Annotated in this window: 20 protein-coding genes and 1 rRNA gene; 15 read left to right on the top strand and 6 right to left on the bottom strand. The window is 61.0% G+C overall.

Features of this window, described 5'->3' with window-relative positions; translation table 11 throughout:
• Positions 1-201: 201 nt before the first annotated feature.
• The 6 genes from rrf (at position 202) to qhpG (ending at position 8,133) form a co-directional block, all read left to right on the top strand.
• Positions 202-317, top strand: a 5S ribosomal RNA gene (gene rrf, locus BK660_RS06055).
• Positions 318-544: 227 nt separating this feature from the next.
• Positions 545-2,437 carry a penicillin-binding protein 2 gene (mrdA, locus tag BK660_RS06050; protein WP_123432507.1) on the top strand — a complete coding sequence of 631 codons (1,893 nt, stop codon included), beginning with the start codon at positions 545-547 and terminating at the stop codon, positions 2,435-2,437.
• Positions 2,438-2,557: 120 nt separating this feature from the next.
• A complete protein-coding gene (locus tag BK660_RS06045) occupies positions 2,558-4,462 on the top strand; it encodes a sigma-54-dependent Fis family transcriptional regulator (RefSeq protein WP_123432506.1) in 1,905 nt (634 codons plus the stop codon).
• Positions 4,462-6,180, top strand: coding sequence for an ABC transporter ATP-binding protein (locus BK660_RS06040; RefSeq protein WP_123432505.1), 1,719 nt, complete (start codon positions 4,462-4,464; stop codon positions 6,178-6,180). Before BK660_RS06045 ends, BK660_RS06040 begins: the two co-directional genes overlap by 1 nt.
• Positions 6,170-6,847, top strand: a complete 678-nt coding sequence (gene qhpE, locus BK660_RS06035; protein WP_123432504.1) for a subtilisin-like serine protease QhpE — start codon at positions 6,170-6,172, stop codon at positions 6,845-6,847. The genes BK660_RS06040 and qhpE overlap by 11 nt, the downstream gene beginning before the upstream one ends.
• Entirely contained in the window at positions 6,844-8,133 is a 1,290-nt protein-coding gene (qhpG, locus tag BK660_RS06030) for a flavin-dependent monooxygenase QhpG (protein ID WP_123432503.1), read from the top strand. The genes qhpE and qhpG overlap by 4 nt, the downstream gene beginning before the upstream one ends.
• 123 nt (positions 8,134-8,256) lie before the next feature.
• Here qhpG and BK660_RS06025 read toward each other — a convergent pair whose 3' ends face one another.
• Positions 8,257-9,747, bottom strand: a complete 1,491-nt coding sequence (locus tag BK660_RS06025; protein WP_123432502.1) for an aldehyde dehydrogenase family protein — start codon at positions 9,745-9,747, stop codon at positions 8,257-8,259.
• Positions 9,748-10,021: 274 nt separating this feature from the next.
• On the opposite strand from BK660_RS06025, the gene BK660_RS06020 reads away from it, so the two are divergent.
• The 5 genes from BK660_RS06020 (at position 10,022) to peaD (ending at position 15,116) form a co-directional block, all read left to right on the top strand.
• Positions 10,022-10,276: a DUF1652 domain-containing protein gene (locus tag BK660_RS06020; protein ID WP_123432501.1), complete on the top strand. Its 255-nt coding sequence runs from the start codon at positions 10,022-10,024 to the stop codon at positions 10,274-10,276.
• Between the two features lie 279 nt (positions 10,277-10,555).
• The gene (gene peaA / locus BK660_RS06015; RefSeq protein WP_123432500.1) at positions 10,556-12,136 is read left to right on the top strand and encodes a quinohemoprotein amine dehydrogenase subunit alpha; all 1,581 of its coding nucleotides are present in this window, start codon (positions 10,556-10,558) and stop codon (positions 12,134-12,136) included.
• Positions 12,137-12,217: 81 nt separating this feature from the next.
• Positions 12,218-13,648 carry a quinohemoprotein amine dehydrogenase maturation protein gene (peaB, locus tag BK660_RS06010; RefSeq protein ID WP_046048405.1) on the top strand — a complete coding sequence of 477 codons (1,431 nt, stop codon included), beginning with the start codon at positions 12,218-12,220 and terminating at the stop codon, positions 13,646-13,648.
• Position 13,649: 1 nt separating this feature from the next.
• Positions 13,650-13,973: a quinohemoprotein amine dehydrogenase subunit gamma gene (gene qhpC, locus BK660_RS06005; RefSeq protein WP_008145336.1), complete on the top strand. Its 324-nt coding sequence runs from the start codon at positions 13,650-13,652 to the stop codon at positions 13,971-13,973.
• 24 nt (positions 13,974-13,997) lie between these two features.
• Positions 13,998-15,116, top strand: coding sequence for a quinohemoprotein amine dehydrogenase subunit beta (peaD, locus tag BK660_RS06000; RefSeq protein WP_123432499.1), 1,119 nt, complete (start codon positions 13,998-14,000; stop codon positions 15,114-15,116).
• Positions 15,117-15,226: 110 nt separating this feature from the next.
• Here the strand turns inward: peaD and BK660_RS05995 are convergent, their stop codons facing one another.
• Positions 15,227-15,628: a lysozyme inhibitor LprI family protein gene (locus tag BK660_RS05995; protein ID WP_123432498.1), complete on the bottom strand. Its 402-nt coding sequence runs from the start codon at positions 15,626-15,628 to the stop codon at positions 15,227-15,229.
• Positions 15,629-15,862: 234 nt separating this feature from the next.
• Here BK660_RS05995 and BK660_RS05990 point away from each other — a divergent pair, with 234 nt between their 5' ends.
• A complete protein-coding gene (locus BK660_RS05990; RefSeq protein ID WP_123432497.1) occupies positions 15,863-16,357 on the top strand; it encodes an SRPBCC family protein in 495 nt (164 codons plus the stop codon).
• Positions 16,358-16,647: 290 nt separating this feature from the next.
• Here the strand turns inward: BK660_RS05990 and inhA are convergent, their stop codons facing one another.
• Positions 16,648-17,325, bottom strand: a complete 678-nt coding sequence (inhA, locus tag BK660_RS05985) for an isonitrile hydratase (protein WP_123432496.1) — start codon at positions 17,323-17,325, stop codon at positions 16,648-16,650.
• Between the two features lie 88 nt (positions 17,326-17,413).
• Here inhA and BK660_RS05980 point away from each other — a divergent pair, with 88 nt between their 5' ends.
• The gene (locus tag BK660_RS05980) at positions 17,414-18,397 is read left to right on the top strand and encodes a GlxA family transcriptional regulator (RefSeq protein WP_123432495.1); all 984 of its coding nucleotides are present in this window, start codon (positions 17,414-17,416) and stop codon (positions 18,395-18,397) included.
• Here the strand turns inward: BK660_RS05980 and BK660_RS05975 are convergent.
• The 3 genes from BK660_RS05975 to BK660_RS05965 all read right to left on the bottom strand — a co-directional run bounded on the left by BK660_RS05975 (position 18,366) and on the right by BK660_RS05965 (position 21,947).
• A complete protein-coding gene (locus tag BK660_RS05975; protein WP_123432494.1) occupies positions 18,366-19,268 on the bottom strand; it encodes an alpha/beta fold hydrolase in 903 nt (300 codons plus the stop codon). The genes BK660_RS05980 and BK660_RS05975 overlap by 32 nt on opposite strands.
• A 46-nt stretch (positions 19,269-19,314) precedes the next feature.
• Positions 19,315-19,704, bottom strand: a complete 390-nt coding sequence (locus BK660_RS05970; protein ID WP_123432493.1) for a hypothetical protein — start codon at positions 19,702-19,704, stop codon at positions 19,315-19,317.
• A gap of 404 nt (positions 19,705-20,108) precedes the next feature.
• Positions 20,109-21,947: a glycoside hydrolase family 15 protein gene (locus BK660_RS05965; RefSeq protein WP_259698483.1), complete on the bottom strand. Its 1,839-nt coding sequence runs from the start codon at positions 21,945-21,947 to the stop codon at positions 20,109-20,111.
• A gap of 256 nt (positions 21,948-22,203) precedes the next feature.
• Between BK660_RS05965 and BK660_RS05960 the strand changes: the two genes are divergently transcribed.
• Together BK660_RS05960 and BK660_RS05955 are read left to right on the top strand one after the other, a co-directional pair.
• Positions 22,204-23,376, top strand: coding sequence for an MFS transporter (locus BK660_RS05960; protein ID WP_123432492.1), 1,173 nt, complete (start codon positions 22,204-22,206; stop codon positions 23,374-23,376).
• 171 nt (positions 23,377-23,547) lie between these two features.
• Positions 23,548-24,282 (top strand): thioesterase II family protein, encoded by a 735-nt coding sequence (locus BK660_RS05955; protein ID WP_123432491.1) that lies wholly within the window; start codon positions 23,548-23,550, stop codon positions 24,280-24,282.
• Positions 24,283-24,421 lie beyond the last annotated feature (139 nt).

Genomic DNA, 24,421 nt, shown 5'->3' with positions numbered 1-24,421 from the left:
TGAGGCGTTGAGCTAACCAATACTAATTGCCCGTGAGGCTTGACCATATAACACCCAAGCAATTTGTGAACTCGACAGAGACCAGATTGCGGTGTGTGAAGACGATACATTGTCGAAAATTCGAAACGAAACACACAAATCTATTACATACCCATTCGCTGGAGCGTGATCCGCAAGGAGAACGACCTGGCTACCGAATTTCTTGACGACCATAGAGCATTGGAACCACCTGATCCCATCCCGAACTCAGCAGTGAAACGATGCATCGCCGATGGTAGTGTGGGGTTTCCCCATGTGAGAGTAGGTCATCGTCAAGATTAAATTCCGAAACCCCTATCTGCGTATGCAGGTAGGGGTTTTGTTTTGCCCGCAGGAAAGTGCCAGTACATTCGCCGAGCGTCATTTAGGCCCTCAAGCACAACCGTTAGAGGAAATCGCACTAAAGCGACCGGGCAGTTTTTGGTATGGTGCAGCTCGTTTTTTATCGGACTGATTTCAAGCCTACGGATCGGCACCCGTCTTTCGTCAAAGAGTTGCTGCAGAAATGCCCGAACCAATACCGATCAAGGACCACGAAAAAGAGACAAGCCTCGTCAACAAAAGACTGATGGCTTGCGGCTTGTTCGTCGTCGCTATTACCTGCGCGCTGGTGGTGCGCATGTATGTCCTGCAGGTGGTCGAATTCGACTATCACTCGACCATCTCCGAAAACAATCGTGTCCACGTCCTGCCGATTACGCCCACCCGTGGGCTGATCTACGACCGCAATGGCGTGGTCCTGGCGGACAACCGGCCGAGCTTCAACCTGACCATCACCCGCGAACGCGCCTCCGACGTCAAAGAAGAACTGGATGAGGTGGTCAACCTCCTGCACCTGCCGACAGAAGATCGAACGTTGTTCGACAAGGCCATGAAGCAGGCCCGTCATCCGTTCGTGCCGGTGACCCTGTTCTATGAACTGAGCGAAGAGCAGATCGCCGTCTTGGCGGTCAACGAGTTCCGCCTGCCGGGAATCGATGTCGAGCCTCAGTTTGTGCGCCACTACCCGATGGGCGCGCACTTCGCGCATTCGATCGGCTACGTCGGTCGCATCAACGAGAAAGAATCCAAAGCCCTGGACAACGTGGAATACCGCGGCACTCAATCCATCGGCAAAACCGGCATCGAAAAATTCTACGAATCCGAGCTGCATGGTCATGTCGGTTACGAAGAAGTCGAAACCAATGCCCAAGGCCGCGTGCTGCGCGTGCTCAAGCACACCGATCCGGTCCCCGGTAAAAACATTGTCCTGAGCCTGGACGTCAAACTGCAAGAAGCCGCCGAAGAAGCCTTGGGTGATCGTCGTGGGTCGGTCGTTGCACTCGACCCATCGACCGGTGAAGTACTGGCCATGGTCAGCAAGCCAAGCTTCGACCCGAACCTGTTCGTCACCGGGATCAGCTTCAAGGAATACGCCGCGCTGCACGACTCCATCGACCGCCCGCTATTCAACCGCGTGCTACGTGGCCTCTACGCTCCGGGGTCGACGATCAAGCCCGAGGTGGCCATCGCCGGCCTCGATGCCGGCGTCGTCACCCCACAGACCCGTGTCTTCGATCCGGGTTACTACCAGCTCCCGGACTTCGATCACAAATACCGTAACTGGAACCACAGCGGCGACGGTTGGGTGGACATGGACGCGGCGATCATGCGCTCCAACGACACCTACTTCTACGACCTGGCCCACAAGCTGGGCATTGATCGCCTGCACGACTACATGGCGATGTTCGGCCTCGGTGAGAAGGTCTCGCTGGACATGTTCGAAGAGTCTGCCGGCCTGATGCCGTCTCAAGCCTGGAAGCGCGCCACACGCCGTCAGGCCTGGTTTCCTGGCGAGACGGTAATCCTCGGCATCGGCCAGGGCTACATGCAGGTCACACCGTTGCAATTGGCCCAGGCCACCGCGCTGATCGCCAACAAAGGCGTGTGGAATCGACCGCACCTGGCCAAGACCGTGGACGGTGTTGCGCCGGTGGACGAGCACCCGATGCCGAACATCCTGCTCAAGAATCCACATGACTGGGAACAGGTCAACCACGGCATGCAGATGGTGATGCACGATGCTCGCGGGATTGCCCGGGCGGCAGCGCTCGGAGCTCAGTACCGCATAGCCGGCAAGAGTGGTACCGCACAGGTTGTCGCGATCAAACAGGGCGAGCGCTACAACCGGGCGAAAACCCTGGAGCGTAACCGCGATAACGCCTTGTTCGTCGGCTTCGCTCCGGCTGAGCATCCGAAGATTGTCATCTCGGTGATGATCGAAAACGGCGAGGCGGGTGGTCGCGTCGCCGGTCCTGTGGTGCGGCAGATCATGGACGCCTGGTTACTTGATCAGGACGGCCACCTGAAGCCGCAGTACGCTGCCCCAAGCAAAGCGCCAGGTGATCCTCACGTGTAAGCCGATATTGCGCAGACACAAGCGCCATAAGGCACTTGCCATCGCCCTGACGTTAACGTAAAGATTGCGGCAGGGCGCTGAACTTGAAAAAGCGCAGGGCGGACCGATTCGGAGCGCTTGATGACGCTAATAAAAACAACACCACCGCAACTGCACCGCGAAGCCCGGCTGGCCCGGGAAAAACTCCATCTGGAGGGCGAAATCCCCGATGGCGTTTTGCGCGCGGAAATCGATGCGTCGTGGCGGCGCAGCCTCAGCCATGGCGTGCATTTCAATGGCAAGCACGAACTGGCGCTGGAATCGAGCGCCAGCCTCGATGTGCTGTTGGCGAGCAACCGACTGCTGATCGACGCGGCATTGCCGGCGATTGATTACCTGGCTGAACGCCAAGGCAAGGAAGGCCTGATCATCCTCGCCAACTCCGACGCCACCATCCTCGCCGTCGAAGGGCGCGCCGACCGCCTCAAAGGCAGCGGCCTGCAAGACATAACCTTGGGCGCCTGCTGGAGCGAAGCCGCTCGCGGTACCAACGCGCTGGGCACTGCACTGGTCGAAGCCCGGCCGACGATGATCGATTGCGGTGAACATTACCTCGATCGCCTGACCGACTTCTCCTGCACCTCAGTGCCGATCCATTGCCCCCAGGGCGACATTCTCGGCGTGCTCGACCTGACCCGCGAAGGCCCGCTCGGCCGCGTCCACGACAGCACCGCGTTGCTGGCGATGGCGGTCAGCCAGATTGAAAGCCGCGTGTTCAACGCCAGCTATCCCGATGAAATCGTCCTGGCCTTTCACAGCCGTCGCCAATACCTCGAATCGCCTTGGCAAGGCCTGCTGGCGGTAAGCCTTGGCGGGCAGATCCTCGCGGTCAGTGCCCAGGCCTGTCAGTTGCTCCACGCCGAACGCTCGGCGCTGGTCGGTCGACGTTGCGAAGAATTCCTCGGTGTCGATGGCCTGCAACTGTTATCGCGTTTGCACCAGGGCGGCGTCGGCAGTCTGCAAACCGCCAAGGGTGAATTTTTCTACAAGACCCTGCGTGCGCCGCAGCGGTCAATCAACGTCAGCACCCCACCGCGCACGACCGCCAAAACCGCGAAACCCCAGCCGGACCTTGAGTCCCTGGCCGGCAGCAACGTGCGTTATGCCCGCGCCTTGCGTATGGCCCGGCAAGGCTTGGCCAATGAATTACCAGTGTTGCTGCTCGGTGAAACCGGCACCGGTAAAGAAGTCATCGCCCGTGCCCTGCACATGGCGGGGACCCGATGCGACAAGCCCTTTATCGCGGTGAACTGCGCTGCGATTCCCGAAGGCCTGATCGAGTCGGAACTGTTCGGCTACCGTGAAGGCGCCTTCACCGGCTCCCGTCGTGGCGGCATGATCGGTCGCCTGCAACAGGCCCACGGCGGCACCTTGTTCCTCGATGAAATCGGCGACATGCCGCTGGCCTTGCAAGCGCGTTTGCTGCGAGTGCTGCAAGACCGCAAAGTCGCGCCACTGGGTGCCGGCGAAGAGCAGGACATCGACGTCGCGTTGATTTGCGCCACGCACCGCGACCTCAAGCGTCTGGTGGAAGAAAAGCATTTCCGCGAAGACCTGTTCTACCGGGTCAACGGCATCAGCGTGATGCTCCCGGCCCTGCGCGAGCGTGAAGATTTCAGTGCGCTGGTCGGGCGATTGCTGACCAGGCTCAATGCTCCGGCCGTCGTCCTGCATGACGACTTGAGTCGCCTGCTCAACGGCTACCACTGGCCGGGCAACATCCGCCAACTGGAGATGGTGTTGCGCACCGCGCTGGCCATGCGCGAACCGGGGGAGAGCGTCCTCACCCTCGACCACTTGCCCGACAGCATGCTCGACGAATTGACCGCCACCGAACGGCCTCAAGCGGGCAGCATCCGTGAAAACGAACTGGAACTGATTCGTCAGTCCCTGGACACGCACCAGGGCAACGTCTCGGCCGCCGCCGACGCGTTGGGCATCAGTCGCGCGACTCTGTATCGCAAGCTCAAACAGTTGCGTTCGTGATGCAGCGTCTGATCGTGCGGCTGATCGACAGCCAGAACCCCGAAGCCCTGCAAGCGGCATTGCGCTGGCTCTACAGCTTCGTGCGTCCCCATCGTCTGGCCATCGCCGGGCTGCTCGGTTTGTCGGTGTGTGCCTCGCTGCTGGTGTTGGTGCAACCCTGGCTGACCAAACTGCTGATCGACGATGGCCTGCTGGCGCGCAACTTTCCGATGCTGGTGTTGATTGCCGGGTTGATGATCGTTGCCGGGCTGCTCGGTACGGCGCTGTCGGGCATCAACCGCTATCTGCACACGCGGCTGTCCGGGCGGATTCTGTTTGCCTTGCGCGATGATCTCTATCGGCATTTGCAGACGCTCTCGCCGAGCTTTTACGGTCAGCGGCGGATTGGCGACCTGATGTCGCGCCTCGATGGCGACGTTGCCGAGATCCAGCGCTTTGCCGTGGACTCACTGTTTTCGGCGGTATCGAGTGTGATCGGTTTGGTGTGCGCGGTGGCGATGCTGCTGACCCTGTCCTGGAAACTCTCATTGTTGGCGCTGGTGTTGATTCCTCTCGACGTACTTTGGCTGCGCTGGATGCGGCGCAAGGTCGAGCGCGATGTGCGGCAATTGCGCGAGCGCTCGGCGGACATGTCCTCGTTCATGGTCGAGACGCTGCCGGTGATGAAATTCATCCAGTCCGCCGGCCAGCAACAACGTGAAGCGCGGCGTTTGCAGTCACTCGGCCACGGCTACATGAGCCAATTACTGCGTCTGCAAGTCACCGAGTTCTTTACCCAGGCCGTACCCGGCACGCTGACGTCGTTGTCCCGGGCCTGTGCGTTTTTGATTGGCGGGTACTGGGTGGTGCAGGGGACCTGGCAATTGGGCGCGTTGATCGCGTTTTCTACTTACCTTGGCATGGCCGTCGGACCGGTTCAGAGCCTGCTCGGACTCTACGTCGCCATTCAACGGATGACCGTCAGCCTTGGGCGCGTGATGGAATTGCGCGGTGAGGAGCCGACCGTCCTGACACCGGTTCAGCCACAACCGATGCCGACGTCGGGTGACCTGCGATTCGACGATGTGCACTTCAGCCATCCCGGCCGGCCGACCACCTTGCGCGGTATTGAAGCGCGCATTCCCTACGGTTTGAAAGTGGCCCTCAGCGGTGGTTCCGGGGTGGGTAAATCAACCCTGATCGACCTGCTGCAACGCCATCATGACCCGCAGTCCGGCCGCGTGTTGCTGGGGGAGGTCGATCTTAGGGAACTGGACCTGTTCCAGTTGCGCCGACGGATTGCCGTGGTCAGTCAGGACATCGTGTTGTTTCGCGGCAGCCTCGCCGACAACCTCGCTTATGCCGTACCGCACGCCAGTCGCGAGGCGATTGCCGAAGTCGCACGGTTGGCGCAACTCGACAGCCTGATCGAATCGTTGCCCGAAGGCCTCGACAGTCCGCTGGGCGAGCGCGGCCAGCAGCTGTCGGGCGGGCAGAAACAACGCATCGCCATTGCCCGGGCACTCTTGCAAGACCCGCTGATTCTGGTGCTGGACGAAGCCACCTCGGCGGTGGATGAAGCCACCGAGCGCGAAGTGATCGAGGCCATCGACCGACTGTTTGCCGGGCGTACCCGCATCCTGATCAGCCATCGCCCCTCGACCCTGGCCGATGCCGATCTGCGTTTTGAATTGCTCGACGGCGTGCTCACTTCAAAAACGGTGCTGCATGAAGCCTGAGTTGCGCATCGGAGTGGTCGACAGTGGGCATTCGGCGGCGCAACGGGTGCAAGTCGTCGCGGGCCGGCGTTTCTCGTTGCTGGACGATGGACTGGCCGAAAGCGACTTGCGCGATGATCCGCTGGGCCACGGCAGCGCTGTGATTGAAGCCATCGGCCGGCGGGCACCTTCAGCGGTGTTTTGCGTGGGGCAGGTGTTTGATCAGCGCGGCGTCACCAGCGCCTTGCAGATCGCCACGGCCATCGACTGGCTGGTGGCACAGGATGTGCGGTTGATCAATTTAAGCCTCGGCTTGCGCCAGGATCGCAGCCTGTTGCGCGAAGCCTGCGCAGCGGCGGTGGCACGCGGGGTTCTGCTCTGCGCCTCCAGTCCGGCGCAAGGCGAGGGCGTGTTCCCGGCCAATTATCCGCAGGTGCTGCGCGTCACCGGCGACGCCCGTTGCGCTGAACAGGAGTGGTCGTGGCTCAACAGTGCGCAAGCGGATTTCGCCGCGTGTGTGCATGGGACCTATCCGGGGCAGTCCGGCGCCAGTCTCGGGTGTGCAGCGTTGAGTGGGCACATCGCCGCTTTTCTGGTCGAACATCCTGAGGCGAGCAACCAGCACGTGGTCGAATGGCTGCGCGAGCACGCGCGTTATCGCGGCCCTGAACGGCGCTTTGGCCCATGATCGTGATTCTCGGCGCCGGGCCTGCTGGGGCGGCGGTGGCCCTGGGTTTGCGACGGCTCGGTTATCCGGTGACGCTGGTCAGCGAGTGGCGCCGGTTTGCCGCGCTGGAAGGTGTTTCGGTGCGGGTGCTGGAGGCGTTGCGCGGCGCGGGCCTGCATCAGGCGCTGGCGGAGGCGGCGTTGCCTTCCCAGCGGCAGGTGTCGTGGAACGGTCAGCAGCATGCGCAGAACATTGAATTCCTGTTGGATCGTCCCGTCTTCGACCGAGGCCTGCGCGAAGACCTGCGCCTGGCGGGTGTCGAGGTGATCGAAGCTCGGGTGCTGACGGTTCAGACCGACGCGACAGGGCATCAAATCGAAATAGAGGGGCGTGAAGCGCTGGTCGCGGACTTTCTGGTGGAAGCCCGAGGGCGTCAGGCGCCGGCGCTCGGCAAAGGCCTGAGAGGGCCGGAGACGGTCAGCCTGCTCAATCGCTGGCAGGCCACGCCTGGCAGCACCGCCAGCGCGGTTGAAAGCCTGGAGGATGGTTGGGCGTGGATGGCGCGGCGGGCTGATGGTCAGTGTTATTGGCAGTGGACGGTGGACGTGGCCAGCGCCGAGCTGCCGGGCAAGGCGCAGTTGCTCGACTATTGCCGGCAGCGACGTCAGGGCTCGGCGCTGGCTCAGGCATTTTTCGGGTCCTCGCCTGAAATCGACCTGCAACTGCATGCCCGCAGCAGCACCGCGATCCTCAGTCCGCAGGTGTGCGGCCCCAACTGGATTCGGGTCGGGGATGCGGCGATGGCGGTGGACCCGCTGTCGGGCAACGGGATTTTTCAATCGTTGTCTTCAGCGCTGCAGGCGCCAACGGTGATCAACACGCTGTTGCGAAAACCCGAGCGAACGGCCCTGGCGCAGCGCTTTCACCAGCAACGGGTGGAACAGCTGTTTTTACGCTTTGCGCGGATCGGTCGCGACTTTTACGCTGATGAACAGCGATGGCGGGACCAGCCCTTCTGGCAGGCGCGGCGGTGCTGGCCAGATGCTGAGGTGGCCCATGCCGAGGCGGATTTTGCCGCGCTGAGGATTGAGCGGGCGCCGGTGTTGAATGAAGGGTTTGTCGATGAGGCCGAGGTGGTGATTACGGCGGATCAGCCGTTGGGGATCTGGCATGTGCAAGGGGTTGAGGTGGCGCCGTTGGTGCGGCGGTTGCGTACTGAGCCGGCTGAGCAGGTGTTGGCGGGGCTGACGGTGGAGCAGGGGCGGATGGTTCGGGGTTGGTTGTTGGCCCTGGGTTTCAAACCCTGAAATCTATAGTGGCTGGTCTGGACCCTTCGCGAGCAAGCCCGCTCCCACATTGGTTCTGTGGCGATCACAAATCAAATGTGGGAGCGGGCTTGCTCGCGAAGGCGGCCTAAGGGACGCCGCAAATCAGAGCTTGATCAACACCGACTTCAACTCGGTGTAATGCTCAATCGCCGCATACCCCATCTCCCGCCCAACCCCCGACATCTTGTACCCGCCAAACGGCAACGCCGGGTCCAGGGCGCTGTGGCAGTTGACCCACACCGACCCCGATTTGATCCGCGGAATCATCCGGTGCACCGCCGCCAGATCATTCGACCAGATACTTGCCCCAAGCCCATAAGGACTGTCGTTGGCCATGCGCAACGCATCGGCCTCGTCATCGAACGGAATCGCCACCAGTACCGGACCAAAAATCTCTTCCTGCACCAGCGAATGCTTCTGATCGACGTCGACAATCACCGTCGGTTTGACGAAAAATCCCGGCCCGAATTGCTCACCACCGCAGGCGATGGTCGCGCCACTTTCCCGGCCCTTTTCGATGTACCCGTACACCCGTTCCTGCTGCCGCGCCGAAATCAACGGCCCCATTTCGACGCTCGGGTCCAGGCCGTTGCCGAGCTTCATCGCATTAGCGATACCGGCAATATCCGCCACCACATTGTCGAAATGCTTGCGCTGCACATACAGTCGCGAACCTGCGCAGCAGACCTGGCCCTGGTTGAAGAAAATTGCGCTGGCGGCTCCGGCGGCGGCGCTCGGCAGGTCGGCGTCGGCCATGACGATGGTCGGTGATTTTCCGCCCAGTTCCAGGGTCACGCGGGTCATGGAGTCCATGGCGATCTTGCCGATCTGCTTGCCCACGGCGGTCGAGCCGGTGAAGGTCAGTTTGTCCACCAACGGGTTGTGCGTCAGGGCGGAGCCGGCGGTGATGCCGGTGCCGGTGACCACGTTGAACACACCCTCGGGGTAGCCGGCTTCCAGGACCAGTTCGGCAAGTTTCAGCGCGGTCAGCGGGGTTTCATCGGCGGGTTTGAGCACCACCGTGCAACCGGTGGCGAGGGCCGGGCCGAGCTTCCAGCAGGCCAGCAACAGTGGGAAGTTCCAGGCGACGATGGCGCCGACCACGCCTACTGCCTCGCGACGGATGAAGCTGTGGAATTGATCGTTGGGCATCAATGGCAAGGACACCTCAACGCTGGAACCTTCGATCTTGGTCGCCCAACCGGCCATGTAGCGCAGGAAGTCGATGGCCAGTTGCACGTCCATGACCTGGGCCACCGCCGCGCTTTTACCGTTGTTCAGGCATTCCAGTTGCGCCAGCAGCTCGGCATCGCGCTGCATCAGGTCGGCGAGTTTCCACAACAGATTCTGCCGTTCGCGCGGGCGTGTGCGGGTCCAGGCCGAGTCATCGAAAGCCTGACGAGCGGCCAACACCGCGCGGTCGACATCCTCCGGCGTGGCCCGTGGCACCACGCACAACACTTCACCGGTGGCCGGGTTGTGCAGGGGCATGGTCTGGCCATCGGCGGCCTCGACCCAGTCACCGGCGATCAACATGCGCGGGGCGCGCTGGATAAACGCGGAAGTGGCGGGAAGCACATTAGGGAGCGACATGGCGAAGCCTCTTATTGTTCGTGAGAACAGGGCTTTCGCAATGGCTGTGCCAAGTCGCTGCAAGGCCGGGAGAGCCTTTGGCTGGCCGGGGTTCGCCGGATGTTAAAGGAGGGCGACAGAGGGTTTTTTTCGCAAATTGCGACAGCCGCTGAGACGACGAGCAACCCGGTTGCGACCTTGAGCGCCCCCGTGTTGGGGTCTAGAATTTTCAGGCTCGGTGGGTGAAATGACGGAACATTTCCCTGGCCACACATCTCGCGCAAGGGAGGTTGTGATGAACCTTTCAACCCTGGAGATTCAAAGCATCATTGAACAGAGTTTTCTACCTTCGGTCTGCACCTGCAGCATGGCGCCGGACCAGTCGTTGACGATTCGGGTCTGCGATTGCATGACCGGCAAAGTGGACCTGGTGGTGAGCCACGTTCCCGTCTGGGAGCTGGACAGCGCCCATGCGATTGCGACGCTGGTGGTGCAGATGCAGCAAGAGATCAGCGCACACAAAGTCGTCCATCCCACGTTCTTGAGCTGAAGCGAGGTCAGCCGCACCCCTTTGTGTGGTGCGGCCCGCGTCTCAAACTGCAACACCTGTCGCGATATTAGACGCAGGCGTTCTCCTTCAAAGGCCGTTCCAGGCCCTTGATTGCACGCAACTGATTGATAAAAAACACTATCGGCAAGCTGGCACGCTCCGTGTATTGCTCATCGCAGACGTTTCTCTTGCCTCCGTCAGCGGTTCGCCGCCGGCGGCAGAAACCATAAAAACGATAAGCCACAACAATAAGAACGCACCGTGCGAGGTTCGACGTTGATGAAGAGAAAACTCCGATCAGGCCTGAGCGCCAGCCTGCTGGCCGTGGCCGCTTGCGTGGCGCTGCATTCGCCCGACAGCCTGGCAGCCCGCGACGCCCAGACCATCCTCAAGGAAACGTGTCAGGGCTGTCACACCCCTGAAGCCAATAACGCCCTCAGTCGCATCAGCCACCAGCGCAAGACCCCGGAAGGCTGGCTGATGAGCATCGCCCGGATGCAAACCATGCACGGTTTGCAGATCAGCGATGACGACCGCCGCACCCTGGTCAAATACCTGGCCGACACCCAAGGCCTGGCACCGAGCGAGACCGATGGCGTGCGTTATGCGCTGGAGCGTCGACTCAACACCGTCGAAAAATTCGATGACCCGACCAGCCAGATGTGTGGCCGCTGCCACTCCGGTGCGCGGGTCGCCCTGCAACGGCGTCCGGCCCAGGAGTGGGAACGCCTGGTGAACTTCCACCTCGGCCAATGGCCGTCCCTCGAGTACCAGGCCCTGGCTCGCGACCGCGACTGGTTCGACATCGCCCGCAAAGACATGGTGCCGCTGCTGGCCAAGCGTTACCCGCTGGACAACCCGGCCTGGAAAAAATGGCAGGGCGCTGCGCCGAAAAGCGATGCACTGGTGGGGGACTGGAGTTTCAGCGGCCATTTGCCGGGCAAGGGTGAATTGGCCGGCGTGATGAGTGTCACGGCCGACGGCAGCGACACCTTCAAGGTCAGCGTCAAAGGCCAATACGCCGACGGCAGTCCTTTCGACGGCGACGGCAGCGCGATTCTCTACACCGGCTACGAATGGCGCGGCAACGTGACCATCGACGGCGTGACCATGCGTCAGGTGTTCGCCGCCCAAGGCAATTCGATGCAAGGCCGGATGTTCGACGCGGAGCACGATGAGCGCGGTCTGGACTTCGTCGCGGCCAAGCAGGGTTCCAGCCGTTTGCTGGCGGTACAGCCGGGTTATCTGAAGGCCGGCAGTGAAACGCAAGTGACGCTGGTCGGCAGTGGTCTCACCGGCAAGCCGAATTTCGGCAAAGGCGTGGAAGTGGTCGAAATCGTCGAGCAGAGCCCTGAGCGGATCAAGGTCAAACTCAAGGCCGCGGCCAACGCTCAGCCAGGCGTGCGTGCGGTCACCGTGGGCACACTGAAAGGCCCGAGCCTGTCGGTCTACAGCACCATCGCCGAAGTCAAAGTGGTGCCGGAGTTCTCGGTGGCGCGGATCGGCGAGGGCGGTGGTTCGACGCCGAAAGTCCAGGGCCGTTTCGACGCCGAAGCCTGGGGCAAGGGCACTGACGGCAAGCCGTATCGCATTGGTGTGTTCCCGGCGCAGTGGAAGGTCGAGGCCTTCGATGATCGCGCCAAGGAAGACGAAGACGTCAAGTTCGCCGGCACCATGCAGGCCGACAGCGGCGTGTTCACACCGGGCGATGCCGGGCCGAACCCGCAACGCAAGATGTCCACCAACAATGCCGGCAACCTCAAGGTGATTGCCGCCGTCGACGACGCAGGGAAATCCCTGACCGGCGAAGGCCACATGATCGTCACCGTGCAACGCTGGAACAATCCACCCATTCCATGAGTTGGCTGATTCCTGTGGCTTCAGACACTTTTTCGGAATGACCGCAGGCCCCGTCAAACGGGGTGTGCACAGGAGGTTGCAATGGGCGCTATTTTGAATCTGGTCGAACGGAACCTGCACGAAGTGCACGTCGATGCCGACCGCATGCTGTTCCACATCCCCAGCAGTTCGCTGTTCGCCAGCGATGAGCTGACCGGCACCATCATCGATACCTTGCGCGGTCCCGGCTGTTCGTCGGACGACCTGATCCAGCGCTTGTCCTCACGCTTCAATGGCGAGGAAATCACCGAGACCTTGCGTGAGTTGATGTCCCTGGAACTGGTCAGCGACGGCTCGCCACTGACCCCGGACATCGGCACCAAGCGAGTTGAGCGTACCGCGATCAATACCGTGGTGCTCAACGTCAACACCGGCTGCAATCTGAGTTGCACCTACTGCTATAAGGAAGACCTCGACAAGCCGTCGGCGGGCAAGAAAATGGACGTCGAAACGGCAGTCGCGTCAGTGGAAATGCTGCTGCGCGAATCCCCGGACGAAGAGCGTTTCACCGTGGTGTTCTTCGGCGGCGAGCCGCTGAGCAATCGCAAGCTGATCGAGTACATGGTCGACTATTGCGAGAAGCGTTTCCGCGAGGCCGGCAAGTTCGTCGAATTCGTCATGACCACCAACGCCACGCTGCTCACCGAGGAAACCGTGGACTACCTTAATGCCCACCGTTTCGGGCTTTCCGTGAGTATCGACGGGCCGAAAACCGTGCACGACCGCAACCGCATCACCGTGGGCGGGCAGGGCACTTATGACGTGGTGCGACGCAAGGCCGAGATGCTGTTGTCGCGCTACAACAGCCGTCCGGTGGGCGCGCGAGTGACGTTGACCACCGGCGTTACTGACGTCGAAACCATCTGGGATCACCTGTTCAACGAGCTGGGTTTTGCCGAAGTCGGGTTTGCTCCGGTGACGTCTGGCGACATCAGCACGTTCAACCTGTCCAGCGACGAGCTGATTGAAGTCTTCGCCAACATGAAGAAGCTCGGCCGTCGTTACCTGGAAGCCGCGCTGGAACACCGCAACATTGGCTTTTCCAACCTGCACCAGTTGATCACCGACATCCACGAAGGCCACAAAAAAGCCCTGCCGTGCGGCGCGGGCCTGAAGATGCTGGCGGTGGATCACAAGGGTGAACTGAACCTGTGCCACCGCTTTACCGGTTCTTCGCTGCCGACCTTCGGCAACGTGCACAGCGGCGTCAAGCAGGTGGAGTTGAACGACTTCCTGTCCCAGCGCCTCGACCGCACCAACACCGGTTGCGAGGACTGCCAGATCCGCAACCTGTGCTCCGGCGGCTGCTACCACGAGAGCTACGCCCGGTACGGCGACCCGACCCACCCGACCTATCACTACTGCGAACTGATGCGTGACTGGGTCGATTTCGGCATCGAGGTCTACACCCGGATCATGGCCCACAACCCTGCGTTTATCAGCAGCTACATCACTCCGCGCAAGGCTCACTGATATGAAACATCTCAAGGCAATCAATAACAAAGCGCTGAAACTGGACGAGGCCGCGGCCGAAAACCGTATCGAAGAAGTGGTGGCGATGAGCTCTGTTGCGGGCTGCGCCTCGACCACCGACCCGGGCTGGGAAATCGATGCGTTCGGCGGGGTGTCGTCGCTGTGCCAACCGATGGAAGCCGACCTGTATGGCTGCTCCGATCCGTGCTGGTGGCCGGCCCAGGTGCCCGACATGATGAGCACCTACCCGGACTGGAACAAGGATGCCCAGGCGTCCAACGAAAACTGGCGCAACCTCGGCACTGTCTTCCCCAAAGACAAGTGATCAGATAATAAGAAGGATTCCAGCATGCACAGCATCAAAGCCTGCGGCCTGGCCGCTTTCGCCGTCCTGAGTGCTTGTTCGCTCAACGTTCTGGCCGATGAAAATGCAGCACTTCAAGACGGTCACGAGTACATGGTGACCACCAATTATCCGAACAACCTGCACGTAATCGACCTGGCCACCGACACGCTGTTCAAGACCTGCAAGATGCCCGACGCCTTCGGCCCCGGCACCGTGCAACTGTCGCCGGACCGCAAGACTGCCTATGTGTTGAACAACCACTACGCGGATGTCTACGGCGTCGAACTGGACAACTGCAAGCAGGTGTTCCACGCCAGCATCACCCAGAAACCGGGGGAGAAAGCGAAGTCGATGTTCGCCTTTACCCTCAGCCACGACGGCAAGGAACTGTTTGCCATCGCCAACCCGACGCTGATGCTCAATGACCGCTACGAAGTGCAGCAGCCGCGGCTCGATGTGTACAAGACTGACGCCGGAATGGACGCCAAACCGGTGCGCAGTTTTCCGGCGCCGCGGCAGCTGACCATCATGCAAAGCGGCGACGACGGCACGCTGTACGTGGCCGGGGCGGACGTCTACAAGGTCAATGTGAACACCGGCAAGTTCGACGTGCTGATCCCCAGCCGTCACTGGAAACGCCCGAACTACAGCGCGCCGGACGTACTCTACGTGTGGAACCAGCAGACGTATCGCCATGATTTCTCGCTGCTCTACACCGCCGCGAAATTCAAGGACAAGAAGCAGGACCCCGCCACCGCCGAATACCTCTACGGACTGTTCAGCATCGACCTGAAAACCGGCAAGACCGAAACCACCGACTTCGGTCCCTTGACGGAAATCTACTTCAGCGGCATGCGCTCGCCGAAGGATCCGAACCTGATGTTCGGGGTGCTCAACCGCTTGGCCAAGTACGACATCAAGGAAAAGAAAATGCTCCAGTCGGCGACGCTGGATCATTCCTACTACTGCATTTCCTTCAACAAGGACGGCAGCAAGATCTACCTGGCCGGGACGTTTAACGACGTGGCGATTTTTGATGCCGACAGCCTGAAGCAGATTGGCAGCATCAAAATGCCGGGCGGGGATATGGCGATTACGACGGCGCAGGTGTTTGTCCGGTAATCATTTTTGCCTGATCTGACGCCTTCGCGAGCAGGGGATCTGTGTTGCACCGCAGATCCCCTGTAGGAGTGAGCCTGCTCGCGATGAGGCCCTTAAAAACACTGGAGATTTTACTGTCCCGGAACCGGACACCCCACATCCCCCTCCTGACACTTAAGATAATTCCTGAACGTCTGAACCCGCGCCTTGGTCAAGTCAGTGGTGCAGCCGCTGTAGATCAACGGATACACACTGCCCCCTTCCACTCCAGACGCCGAAAACTTGCACTCGGCATCCCGAAACGTCACCCACGCCCGCTGCGCCCCCACCAACAACTTCTTGCGCTCGGGCTCAGCTTTCAGACGCGTGGTGATTTGCTGGTACAGCGCATTCAATTCCTTGTCCGCCGCCGCATTCTGCTGCGCTGCGCACTGGTTCATCGTGGCCTGGTCGGTGGCGTTGTCGCAATCCACGGCGAACGCCATCGAGGTGAACAATACCGGCGCCAGCGCCAGGAAAAAGCGTGAATACATGGCGAAAACTCGCTGTAGCAGAGGAAATTGCGAGGCAGTGTAGCGAATCGCCACGGGCGTGCACCGACAGAGCGCAACTGGCTGCCAGCAACAGTCTCGCCCGCAAACCCGAACTTATGCGCACAAATATGGCCGAATATCCCGAGCATGGTTGATCGCAACAAGCGATTGGTCCAATTTTAGGGTTGGTCTTGTGGTTGTTACTGACCTACTGTTCAGTACAGGAGGTGACTTATGAATCCAACATCAGATCGAGATCGCATCGAAAGGAAAATCCTGCTCAAGGCGAAGCGTTCGCACGTCTGGCGCGTACTGGCCAATGCCGAAGCGTTCGGACAGTGGTTTGGCGTAGCACTGGAAGGCAAGCGTTTCGTCGCCGGTGAGTGGACCCAGGGTCAGATCACCTTTCCCGGGTATGAGCACTTGCTGTGGAATGTGCTGGTGGAGCGGGTCGAGCCAGAGCGGTTGTTTTCGTTTCGCTGGCACCCGTATGCCATCCACCCGGACGTCGATTACTCCCAGGAGCCGACCACGCTGGTGAAATTCGAACTCGAAGACATGGACAACGGTACGTTGCTCAAGGTGTCCGAATCCGGTTTCGATCACATCCCCCAGACGCGCCGTGAAAAGGCGTTCCGCATGGACAGCCGTGGTTGGGAAGAGCAGATGAACAACATCGAACAGTTTCTGGCCGAAAGCGCCAAAGCCCACGAGCGTGAAGGTGGTTAAGGCTGAAGCCCCCTGAGTTCGTGGCCTCCAGCCTGGAAGCCTGAGGCGTCTAAGGGTTTTCGGAAGGGCAGGTATAGCGAATGTCTTACACGCGATGGTAGCTATGTCGTCTGTTGCAGATTGGATCCGACACGTAATCTAGCCTCATCAACTGAAGCACAGGAAGCGCTTCAGGATCACGGATGATCGACCATCAGCAAGGATTGGCTACCGACAGGGAGTCGACAATGGTCTTGGGAAAAACCCGCTTCGGCGGGTTTTTTTTTGCCTGTCGAAAAGTCCCGCAGCGCTTAGAGCCTGCCTGCTGCCCGTTCGGTGATTTGTGTGCGCAGCTCAAGCGAAGCGGCTGCACGGCGCTGCGCTTCAGCCAGAACGCTCGGCGATGCCGTTTCAGGGCTGCCCGACTGGAACGGTGGTGCCGGGGCATATTCAAGCTGCAACTGCACCAACTGCGCTGTGTCCTTGTCGAACAGCTCGGCTGCCAGGGTCAGGGCAAAATCGATCCCTGCGGTAATCCCGCCACCGGTCAGCAGATTGCCGTCGCGCACCACCCGGTCCTTCACCGGGATCGCGCCCAGTGGCTTGAGCAGTTCGTGATAGGCCCAGTGCGTCGTCGCCCGCTTGCCCTTGAGCAGCCCCGCGGCGCCGAGTACCAGCGCACCGGTGCAGACCGACGTGACATACCGCGCGGTGGCGGCTTGCGCCTTGATGAACGCCAGTGTTTCTTCATCTTCCATCAACGGCCCGACGCCACCGCCGCCGGGAACGCAGATCACGTCCAGCGCCGGGCAATCGTCGAACGTCATGGTCGGTTTCAGCACCAGGCCAGTGCTCGCGGTCACCGGCACCAGGTCCTTCCAGATCAAATGCACCTTCACGTCCGGCAGCGAGGCCAATACATCGTAAGGGCCGGTCAGGTCGAGTTGTTGAACCTGGGGAAACAACAGAAAACCGATCTGCAACGTCATGGCTTATTTCTCCTGAAGTGGTGGACGTCTTCACTGTAGGCTCGTAGGATTTGGCGTATCCGCCAATCACCCCACGAATTACGCCAACATGCCGAAAACCATTCATGTGCTCGCGTTTGCCAATGTGCAACTGCTCGACGTCACCGGGCCGTTGCAGGTTTTCGCCTCGGCCAATGACATTGCTCGCCAGAAAGGCTTGCCAGCGCCTTATGCGCCGACGGTGATTGCCAGCGGTGGCGGGGCGGTGATGTCCTCAGCGGGCCTGGCGCTATTGGCCGAGCCATTGCCCGAAGGTGGAAGTGACACGCTGGTGATTGCCGGTGGCTGGGGTGTTTATGCCGCAGCAGAGGACCCGGCGCTGGTAGCCTGGGTACGCGGACATGCGGCGGCTTGTCGGCGGGTTTCATCCGTATGCACCGGGGCTTTTTTGCTGGCAGCCAGCGGCTGGCTCGATGGCCGGCGAGTGGTCACGCACTGGACGCGTTGCGAGCAGTTGGCGCAGAAACACCCGCGCCTTCACGTCGAACCCAATCCAATCTTCATCAACGACGGCCCGGTCTGGACCTCGGCCGGGGTCACGGCTGGCATCGACCTCGCCCTGGCCATGGTCGAAGAGGACCTCGGCCGCAACATGGCCCTGGAAGTCGCCCAACAACTGGTGGTCTTTCTCAAGCGTCCGGGCGGGCAGTCACAGTTCAGCGTGACCTTGTCCTTGCAGAAAGAAGGCGACCGATTCGACGAACTTCACGCCTGGATCAGTGAGAATCTGACCAAGGACCTCGGCATCCCCACCCTGGCCTTGCAGGCAGGCATGAGCGAACGCAGTTTTGTGCGCCACTACCGCGCCGACACCGGGCAAACCCCGGCACGCGCCATTGAATTAATTCGGGTTGAAACGGCGCGGCGGTTACTCAGCGATACCGGCGTGCCGATCAAACGGGTGGCGGTGCAATGCGGGTTTGGCAGCGAAGAGACGCTGCGGCGCAGTTTTCTAAGGGCCATGGGCGTGACACCGCAGGCTTATCGCGAGCGCTTTTCGGTCAGCGTTGCAGCAGATCCAGTAATGCCTTGAGGGTCGCCTCGGGGGCTTCCTCGGGAATGTTATGACCGACGCCTGCCAGCACACGCCGCTCGTAAGGGCCGGTGAAATGCTCGCGGTCATCATCGATGTCCGGTGGCGGTCCGACGCCGTCGTCGGCACCGCACAGGGAAATCGTCGGCACGCTGATTGGCGGCTGTCGGGTCAGCGCTTGTTCCATCCATTCCAGCGCCGGATCACCGGGTGCATACATGAAGCGGTGGCGGTAAGACTGGATGACCACTTCGACGAAATCCGGGTTGTCGAAAGCCGGCGCGCTCAATGGGTACAACGCAGGGCCTTTGATCCAGGTCGGCGACCACAATTTCCAGAGCAATTCGCACAAACTCCGGCGATTTTTCGTCAGGCCTTCTACCCCGCGCGGGGTGTGGAAATAGTACTGATACCACAGGCGATGTTCAGTCTCCGGGTCCCGCGGTTCGGTGGAGTGCGGGATGTTCTGCACGTTATAACCATCCCCCGTCACCAGGCAACGCACCCGCTCCGGCCACAACGCCGCGACGATGCACGCGGCGCGACCGCCCCAGTCGTAGCCGCACAGCGCGGCTTGCGGGATGGCGAGCGCGTCCATCAAGTCCAGCAAATCCTGGGCGAGAGCAGCCTGCTGGCCGGAGCGCAAGGTGTCGGGGCTGTTGAAGCGTGTCGGGCCGTAACCGCGCAGGTACGGGACGATGGCGCGGTAGCCCTCGGCGGCGAGGGCTGGAGCGATTTCGTCATAGGCGCGCGGGGAGTAGGGGAAGCCGTGGAGCAGGATCACGGGATCGCCGGTAGTCGGGCCGTGTTCCTCGTACGCGATGTTCAGGCTTGGGGTCTGGGCATAGTGGATCAGCGCGTCATCGGTCATTCGATACTCCAGTGCGGTTGTTTCGAGTGGCTTGAAGCCAACGTCCCTACGCTTCCACTTCCGCCACCTGATTAAAGTACTTCGATCGATCCGGCGTAAACGTCACCACCATCCCGGTCCGGGAACATTCCAACGCCCGCTCTTGCGCCAAATCAACATCCAGATCCTCCCCGCGCAAACCCTGCCACTGCGCCAGGTATTTGAGAGATCCGTATTTTTCGAGTTTTTTCAGGCTGCGACTGACGCCACCCTTCCAGCCCAGAACCGGTAGCTCGCCGGCAAGGCTGCGTTGGGCGAGGTTGGGGAAGCGGGCGGCGCGTTGGCGGCCGATTTCCCAGCATTTGATCAGGCCTTTGTCCGGGCCTTCCCACAGTTCATCGCGGTTCAGGCCGGACCGAAGGGGAGAGTCGATGCTGCGGTGGATGCGCTGGCTCATTCAGGTTCCTTGAATTCGGGTTTTGTTGGACAGCTCCGCTGTACCCGTTGTTGCTGGATGTTAGGGGGGGATGTAACGACTGGCAACAAGGTATTTCAGGCTGTAGGAATGGGGTGTGCTGGGGTGAAAGGGCAATGTTTGTTTATTTTTTGTAGGAGGTTTGGCCCAAGTGCCCGAAAATGCTCGCCAGCGTTGGGTTGGTATGTTCTGGGAGTGTGTTTAAGCCTGGTGTGAGTAAGCTTCGTTCCTACAAGCGGCAGCGCAAAACGAGAAATTTCTGACGGGCTTTGTCGGCAAGTGGTGTTGTGGCTGATGGCCTCTTCGCGAGCAGGCTCGCTCCCACATGGGATTACCGTTTGCCCCCCTGTGGGAGTGAGCCTGCTTGCGATGGCGGCGCCTTGGTCTCAAGGCTGCCAAAAACTCTTCTCACCCCCCAATTTCCGATCGAGAAAACTCGCCGCGCTGATTAACGCCAGGTGCGTCAGCGCTTGCGGCGTATTCCCCAGATGCCGGGCATGACTGTCCAGTTCTTCGGCATACAGGCCCAGCGGGTTGGCATACCTCAGCAACTGTTCAAACTCCAGATGGGCCTTTTCCACCTGACCGGCCCGCGCCAGGCATTCGACGTACCAGAACGAACACGCGGCGAACGCGCCTTCGGTGCCGTCGAGGCCGTCGATACGGGTGTCGTCGTTGCGATAGCGGTAGACCATGCCGTCACGCACCAGGTTTTTTTCGATGGCCTGGAGGGTGGCGAGCCAGCGCGGGTCCTTGGCGCTGACGAAGCGTACCAGCGGCATCAGCAACATCGAACCGTCGAGGGCAGTGCCGCCGATGTACTGGACGAAATGCCCGCGTTCTTCGTTCCAGAAATTTTCCCAAATGTCGGCGTAGATGGCCTGGCGCATCTGGTCCCAGCGGGCGAACGGGGCGGGCAGTGAGCGTTTCGAGGCAAGACGAATGGCGCGGTCCAGCGCGACCCAACACATCAGTCGCGAGTGCAGGAAGTGATGCTGTTCGCCACGCATTTCCCAGATGCCGACGTCTGCCTGCTGCCAGGTTTCGCACACCTGATCGACCACTTCCACGGTGTGTTTCCAGCCCTCGTGGGAGATCGCCTCGCCGTACTTGTTGACCAGGTAGATCGCGTCCATCAGCTCGCCAAAGATGTCGAGCTGGACCTGATCGTAGGCCCCGTTGCCGATGCGCACAGGCGTCGCGCCGCCGTGGCCGGACAGGTGCGACAGTTCGACTTCCGGCAGTTCCTGGCGACCGTCCATGGCATAGAGAATGTTGAGCTTCATCGACTTGCCGTGACAATCGCTGACCCGCCCGCGCAGCCAGCGCATGTAGTCGTTGGCTTCCTGGACGAACCCCAACCGCATGAACGCGTAGACGGTAAACGACGCGTCGCGGATCCAGGTGTAGCGATAATCCCAATTGCGTTCGCCGCCCGGTGTTTCCGGCAGGCCGAACGTGGCGGCGGCGAGAATCGCGCCGTGTTTGCGCGAGGTCAGCAGCTTCAGGGCGAGGGCCGAGCGGTTGACCATTTCCCGCCAGCGGCCGCGATAGTTGGACTGACCGATCCAGTCGCGCCAGAACTTCAGCGTGCGCTCCAGGCAAAGGTCGGCTGCACCTTCCTTGAAACGCGGATCGTCAAGTCCACCGAGCAGGAACTGTGCACTCTCATCTTGCTTCAGGGTGAATTCGGCTACCGCTGCATCGCCATCAACCCGTAATGCCTGATTCGAAGACAGGCGCATGGACGGTTGATCGGCGGCCTCGAACGTCACGTCTTTTTTATCCAGCCGCGCACGGGTCCTGGCGCGAGCGTAGTCATGACGCACGGCGCAGTGCATGTGAAACGTCGCCTCACCGCTGACCACCCGTACCCTTCGTATCAACAGCGGCAGATCGTCCTCAGTGTCGCCGATGGGCAGCAGGTCGGTGACTTCGACCACCGCGCGATCACTCAGCCAACGGGTTTGCAGCACGTTGGTGTCCGGCAGGTAAATCTGCTCACGGCGGGCGTCGGGCAAGTCCGGCGTCAACTGGAAGATACCGGCCTCGGGCGTGTCCAGCAGCGAGCAGAAAATCGACGGGCTGTCGAATTCCGGCCAGCAGAAAAAGTCCACGCTGCCCTTGTCGTTGACCAGCGCTGCGCTGCGCATGTCGCCGATGATGCCGTGGGCGTCGATGGCGCTTTGTCGTTCGTGAAGTAGCGGGTGGAGGGAAATCGGCATGAAGGTTAGCGCCTTGCGGTGAGGGCCTAACTAGCTGACTGGTTTTTGGGGGTTGGAGTTCATTTGCCTGAATTGTAGGTTGTCTGTACCGGCTCTTCGCGAGCAAGCCCGCTCCCACATTGGATGTGTGTACGACGCAAATCCCTGTGGGAGCGGGCTTGCTCGCGAAGGGGCCTTCACATTCAACCAACAATTGGGCGCTTTCCCCTCAATCAGCCTTATGGCAATTTGCACTCCTTGTCGAGACCCGCACCCCATGGCCAACCCTTACCGCGACCTGTTCAAAGCCCCCGGCAGCCGAGCCTTCGTGCTGGCCGGCATGATCGCGCGCATGCCGATTTCCATGACCGGCATCGGCCTGATCACCATGCTTTCGCAATTGCAGGGCGGTTACGGGTTGGCGGGTGCCGTGGCGGCGACCTTTGCCTTGGCCACAGCTTTTTGCGCGCCGCAGGTCTCACGGTTGGTCGATCGTTACGGGCAGCGCCGGATCTTGCCGATTTCGGCGCTGATCGGTGGCGGGGCGTTGTTGCTGGTGTTGCTGTGCACCCGTTTGCAGGCGCCGCACTGGACGCTGTTTGTGTTCGCCGCGCTTGCCGGTTGCATGCCGAGCATGTCGGCGATGGTGCGGGCACGCTGGACCGAGGTCTATCGCGGCCAGCCCGAACTGCAAACCGCCTATGCCCTGGAATCGGTGCTGGACGAGGTCTGCTTTATCGTCGGGCCGCCAATGTCGGTGGGCTTGTGCGTGGTGGCGTTCCCCGAGGCCGGGCCGCTCGCGGCGTTGTTGATGTTGGCGATTGGCGTCACGGCATTCGTCCTGCAACGCGACACCGAACCGGCCATTCATCCCCATGAAGAACACCATCAAGGCTCGATCATTCGTTCCGTCGAGATTCAGTGGCTGATGCTGTTGATGGTCGCCATGGGCACCATTGTTGGCGTGGTCGATGTGGTCAGCGTGGCCTTCGCCCAGCAGCAGGGGCAACCGGCGGCGGCGAGTATTGTGTTATCGGTGTATGCGATTGGTTCATGCATGGCCGGGCTGGCGTTCGGGGCCTTGCGCTCGAAGGTGCCGTTGCCGCGATTGTTCCTGTACGGCGGCGTGGCGACGGCGGTGACGACGCTGCCGTTGTTGCTGGCGAGCAACATCCTCGGGCTGTCGCTGGCGGTGTTCGTGGCCGGGCTGTTTTTTGCGCCGACCTTGATTGTCGCCATGGCCCTGGTGGAGCGCATCGTGCCGCCGGCCAAGCTGACGGAAGGCCTGACCTGGCTGGTGACCGGGTTGAGCATCGGCGTGGCGATTGGCGCGGCGAGTTCGGGGTGGCTGGTGGATGCGTTCGGGGCGCGTAGCGGGTTTTGGGTGGCGATAGCTGCCGGCCTGGTGGTCCTTTTTTCCGCCGTCCAAAGCTTCCGTCACTTGAAATAAGGCCCCCCTGTAGGAGTGAGCCTGCTCGCGATAGCGGTGTAACAGTCACCATCAAGTTGACTGACATACCGCTATCGCGAGCAGGCTCACTCCTACAAGGGGTATGTGTACGACTAATTCGCCGCGGCGCTCATCCGTTCTCTTGATAGACAACTTTTCGAGGTACGCCCGGTGACCCAGCTGACATTGCTGTGCCTGCCCTATTCAGGCGCGAGTGCCATGGTTTACAGCCGCTGGCGGCGCAAACTGCCTGAGTGGCTAAAACTGCAACCGGTGGAACTGCCCGGCCGTGGTGCGCGTTTTGGCGAGCCGTTGCACACCGACATGCGGCGCCTGGCGCTGCAACTCGCGCAGGAGCACATCGCCACGCTCAAAACCCCTTACGCAATATTCGGCCATAGCCTGGGTGCCTTGCTCGCCTGTGAAATGGCCCATGCGTTGCGCTCGCTCGGTTGCCCGGAGCCGGTTGCGCTGTTCGCTTCAGGCACCGCCGCGCCGACGATGCGCGCTGACTACGATCGCGGTTTTGCCGAACCGAAAACCGATGCCGAGCTGATCGAACAACTGCGCACGCTCAACGGCACCAGCGAAGAAGTGTTGGCCAACGACGAGCTGATGAGCCTGACGTTGCCGGTTTTGCGCGCGGACTTCCTGCTGTGCGGACGCTTCGAACCGCAGCAGCGTCCCTTGCTCAACTGCCCGGTGCACGTGCTCGGCGGCAAGGCTGATCGCGCGACCACGGAACAGTTGATCGGCTGGCGCAAAGAAACCCACGGCAGTTTTTCCGTGGACATGCTCGGCGGTGGTCACTTCTTCATCCATGAGCACGAGGCCAAGGTGCTGCGGGTGATCAAGGATCAGCTCGACATCCATCATCGCCGCCACGCCATGGCTGCCAGCGCATGACACGATCCCCAAATTCCCCCTGAACCCCTGTGGGAGCGGGCTTGCTCGCGAATGCGGTTTAACATTCAACATTGATGTTGGCTGACCCACCGCATTCGCGAGCAAGTCGGATCGCCGCACCGCCACTCCCACAATTGGA

The organism is Pseudomonas brassicacearum, assembly GCF_003732265.1.
Taxonomy (GTDB): domain Bacteria; phylum Pseudomonadota; class Gammaproteobacteria; order Pseudomonadales; family Pseudomonadaceae; genus Aquipseudomonas; species Aquipseudomonas brassicacearum_D.
The sequence above is the reverse complement of the archived record's forward strand: the minus strand, read 5'-3'. Positions and strand labels throughout refer to the sequence as shown.

Bases quoted from the DNA above. Each gene is read 5' to 3' on its own strand.
- mrdA (WP_123432507.1), top strand. From the start codon at position 545: ATGCCCGAACCAATACCGATCAAGGACCACGAAAAAGAGACAAGCCTC.
- BK660_RS06045 (WP_123432506.1), top strand. From the start codon at position 2,558: ATGACGCTAATAAAAACAACACCACCGCAACTGCACCGCGAAGCCCGG.
- BK660_RS06040 (WP_123432505.1), top strand. From the start codon at position 4,462: ATGCAGCGTCTGATCGTGCGGCTGATCGACAGCCAGAACCCCGAAGCC.
- qhpE (WP_123432504.1), top strand. From the start codon at position 6,170: ATGAAGCCTGAGTTGCGCATCGGAGTGGTCGACAGTGGGCATTCGGCG.
- qhpG (WP_123432503.1), top strand. From the start codon at position 6,844: ATGATCGTGATTCTCGGCGCCGGGCCTGCTGGGGCGGCGGTGGCCCTG.
- BK660_RS06025 (WP_123432502.1), bottom strand. From the start codon at position 9,747: ATGTCGCTCCCTAATGTGCTTCCCGCCACTTCCGCGTTTATCCAGCGC.
- BK660_RS06020 (WP_123432501.1), top strand. From the start codon at position 10,022: ATGAACCTTTCAACCCTGGAGATTCAAAGCATCATTGAACAGAGTTTT.
- peaA (WP_123432500.1), top strand. From the start codon at position 10,556: ATGAAGAGAAAACTCCGATCAGGCCTGAGCGCCAGCCTGCTGGCCGTG.
- peaB (WP_046048405.1), top strand. From the start codon at position 12,218: ATGGGCGCTATTTTGAATCTGGTCGAACGGAACCTGCACGAAGTGCAC.
- qhpC (WP_008145336.1), top strand. From the start codon at position 13,650: ATGAAACATCTCAAGGCAATCAATAACAAAGCGCTGAAACTGGACGAG.
- peaD (WP_123432499.1), top strand. From the start codon at position 13,998: ATGCACAGCATCAAAGCCTGCGGCCTGGCCGCTTTCGCCGTCCTGAGT.
- BK660_RS05995 (WP_123432498.1), bottom strand. From the start codon at position 15,628: ATGTATTCACGCTTTTTCCTGGCGCTGGCGCCGGTATTGTTCACCTCG.
- BK660_RS05990 (WP_123432497.1), top strand. From the start codon at position 15,863: ATGAATCCAACATCAGATCGAGATCGCATCGAAAGGAAAATCCTGCTC.
- inhA (WP_123432496.1), bottom strand. From the start codon at position 17,325: ATGACGTTGCAGATCGGTTTTCTGTTGTTTCCCCAGGTTCAACAACTC.
- BK660_RS05980 (WP_123432495.1), top strand. From the start codon at position 17,414: ATGCCGAAAACCATTCATGTGCTCGCGTTTGCCAATGTGCAACTGCTC.
- BK660_RS05975 (WP_123432494.1), bottom strand. From the start codon at position 19,268: ATGACCGATGACGCGCTGATCCACTATGCCCAGACCCCAAGCCTGAAC.
- BK660_RS05970 (WP_123432493.1), bottom strand. From the start codon at position 19,704: ATGAGCCAGCGCATCCACCGCAGCATCGACTCTCCCCTTCGGTCCGGC.
- BK660_RS05965 (WP_259698483.1), bottom strand. From the start codon at position 21,947: ATGCCGATTTCCCTCCACCCGCTACTTCACGAACGACAAAGCGCCATC.
- BK660_RS05960 (WP_123432492.1), top strand. From the start codon at position 22,204: ATGGCCAACCCTTACCGCGACCTGTTCAAAGCCCCCGGCAGCCGAGCC.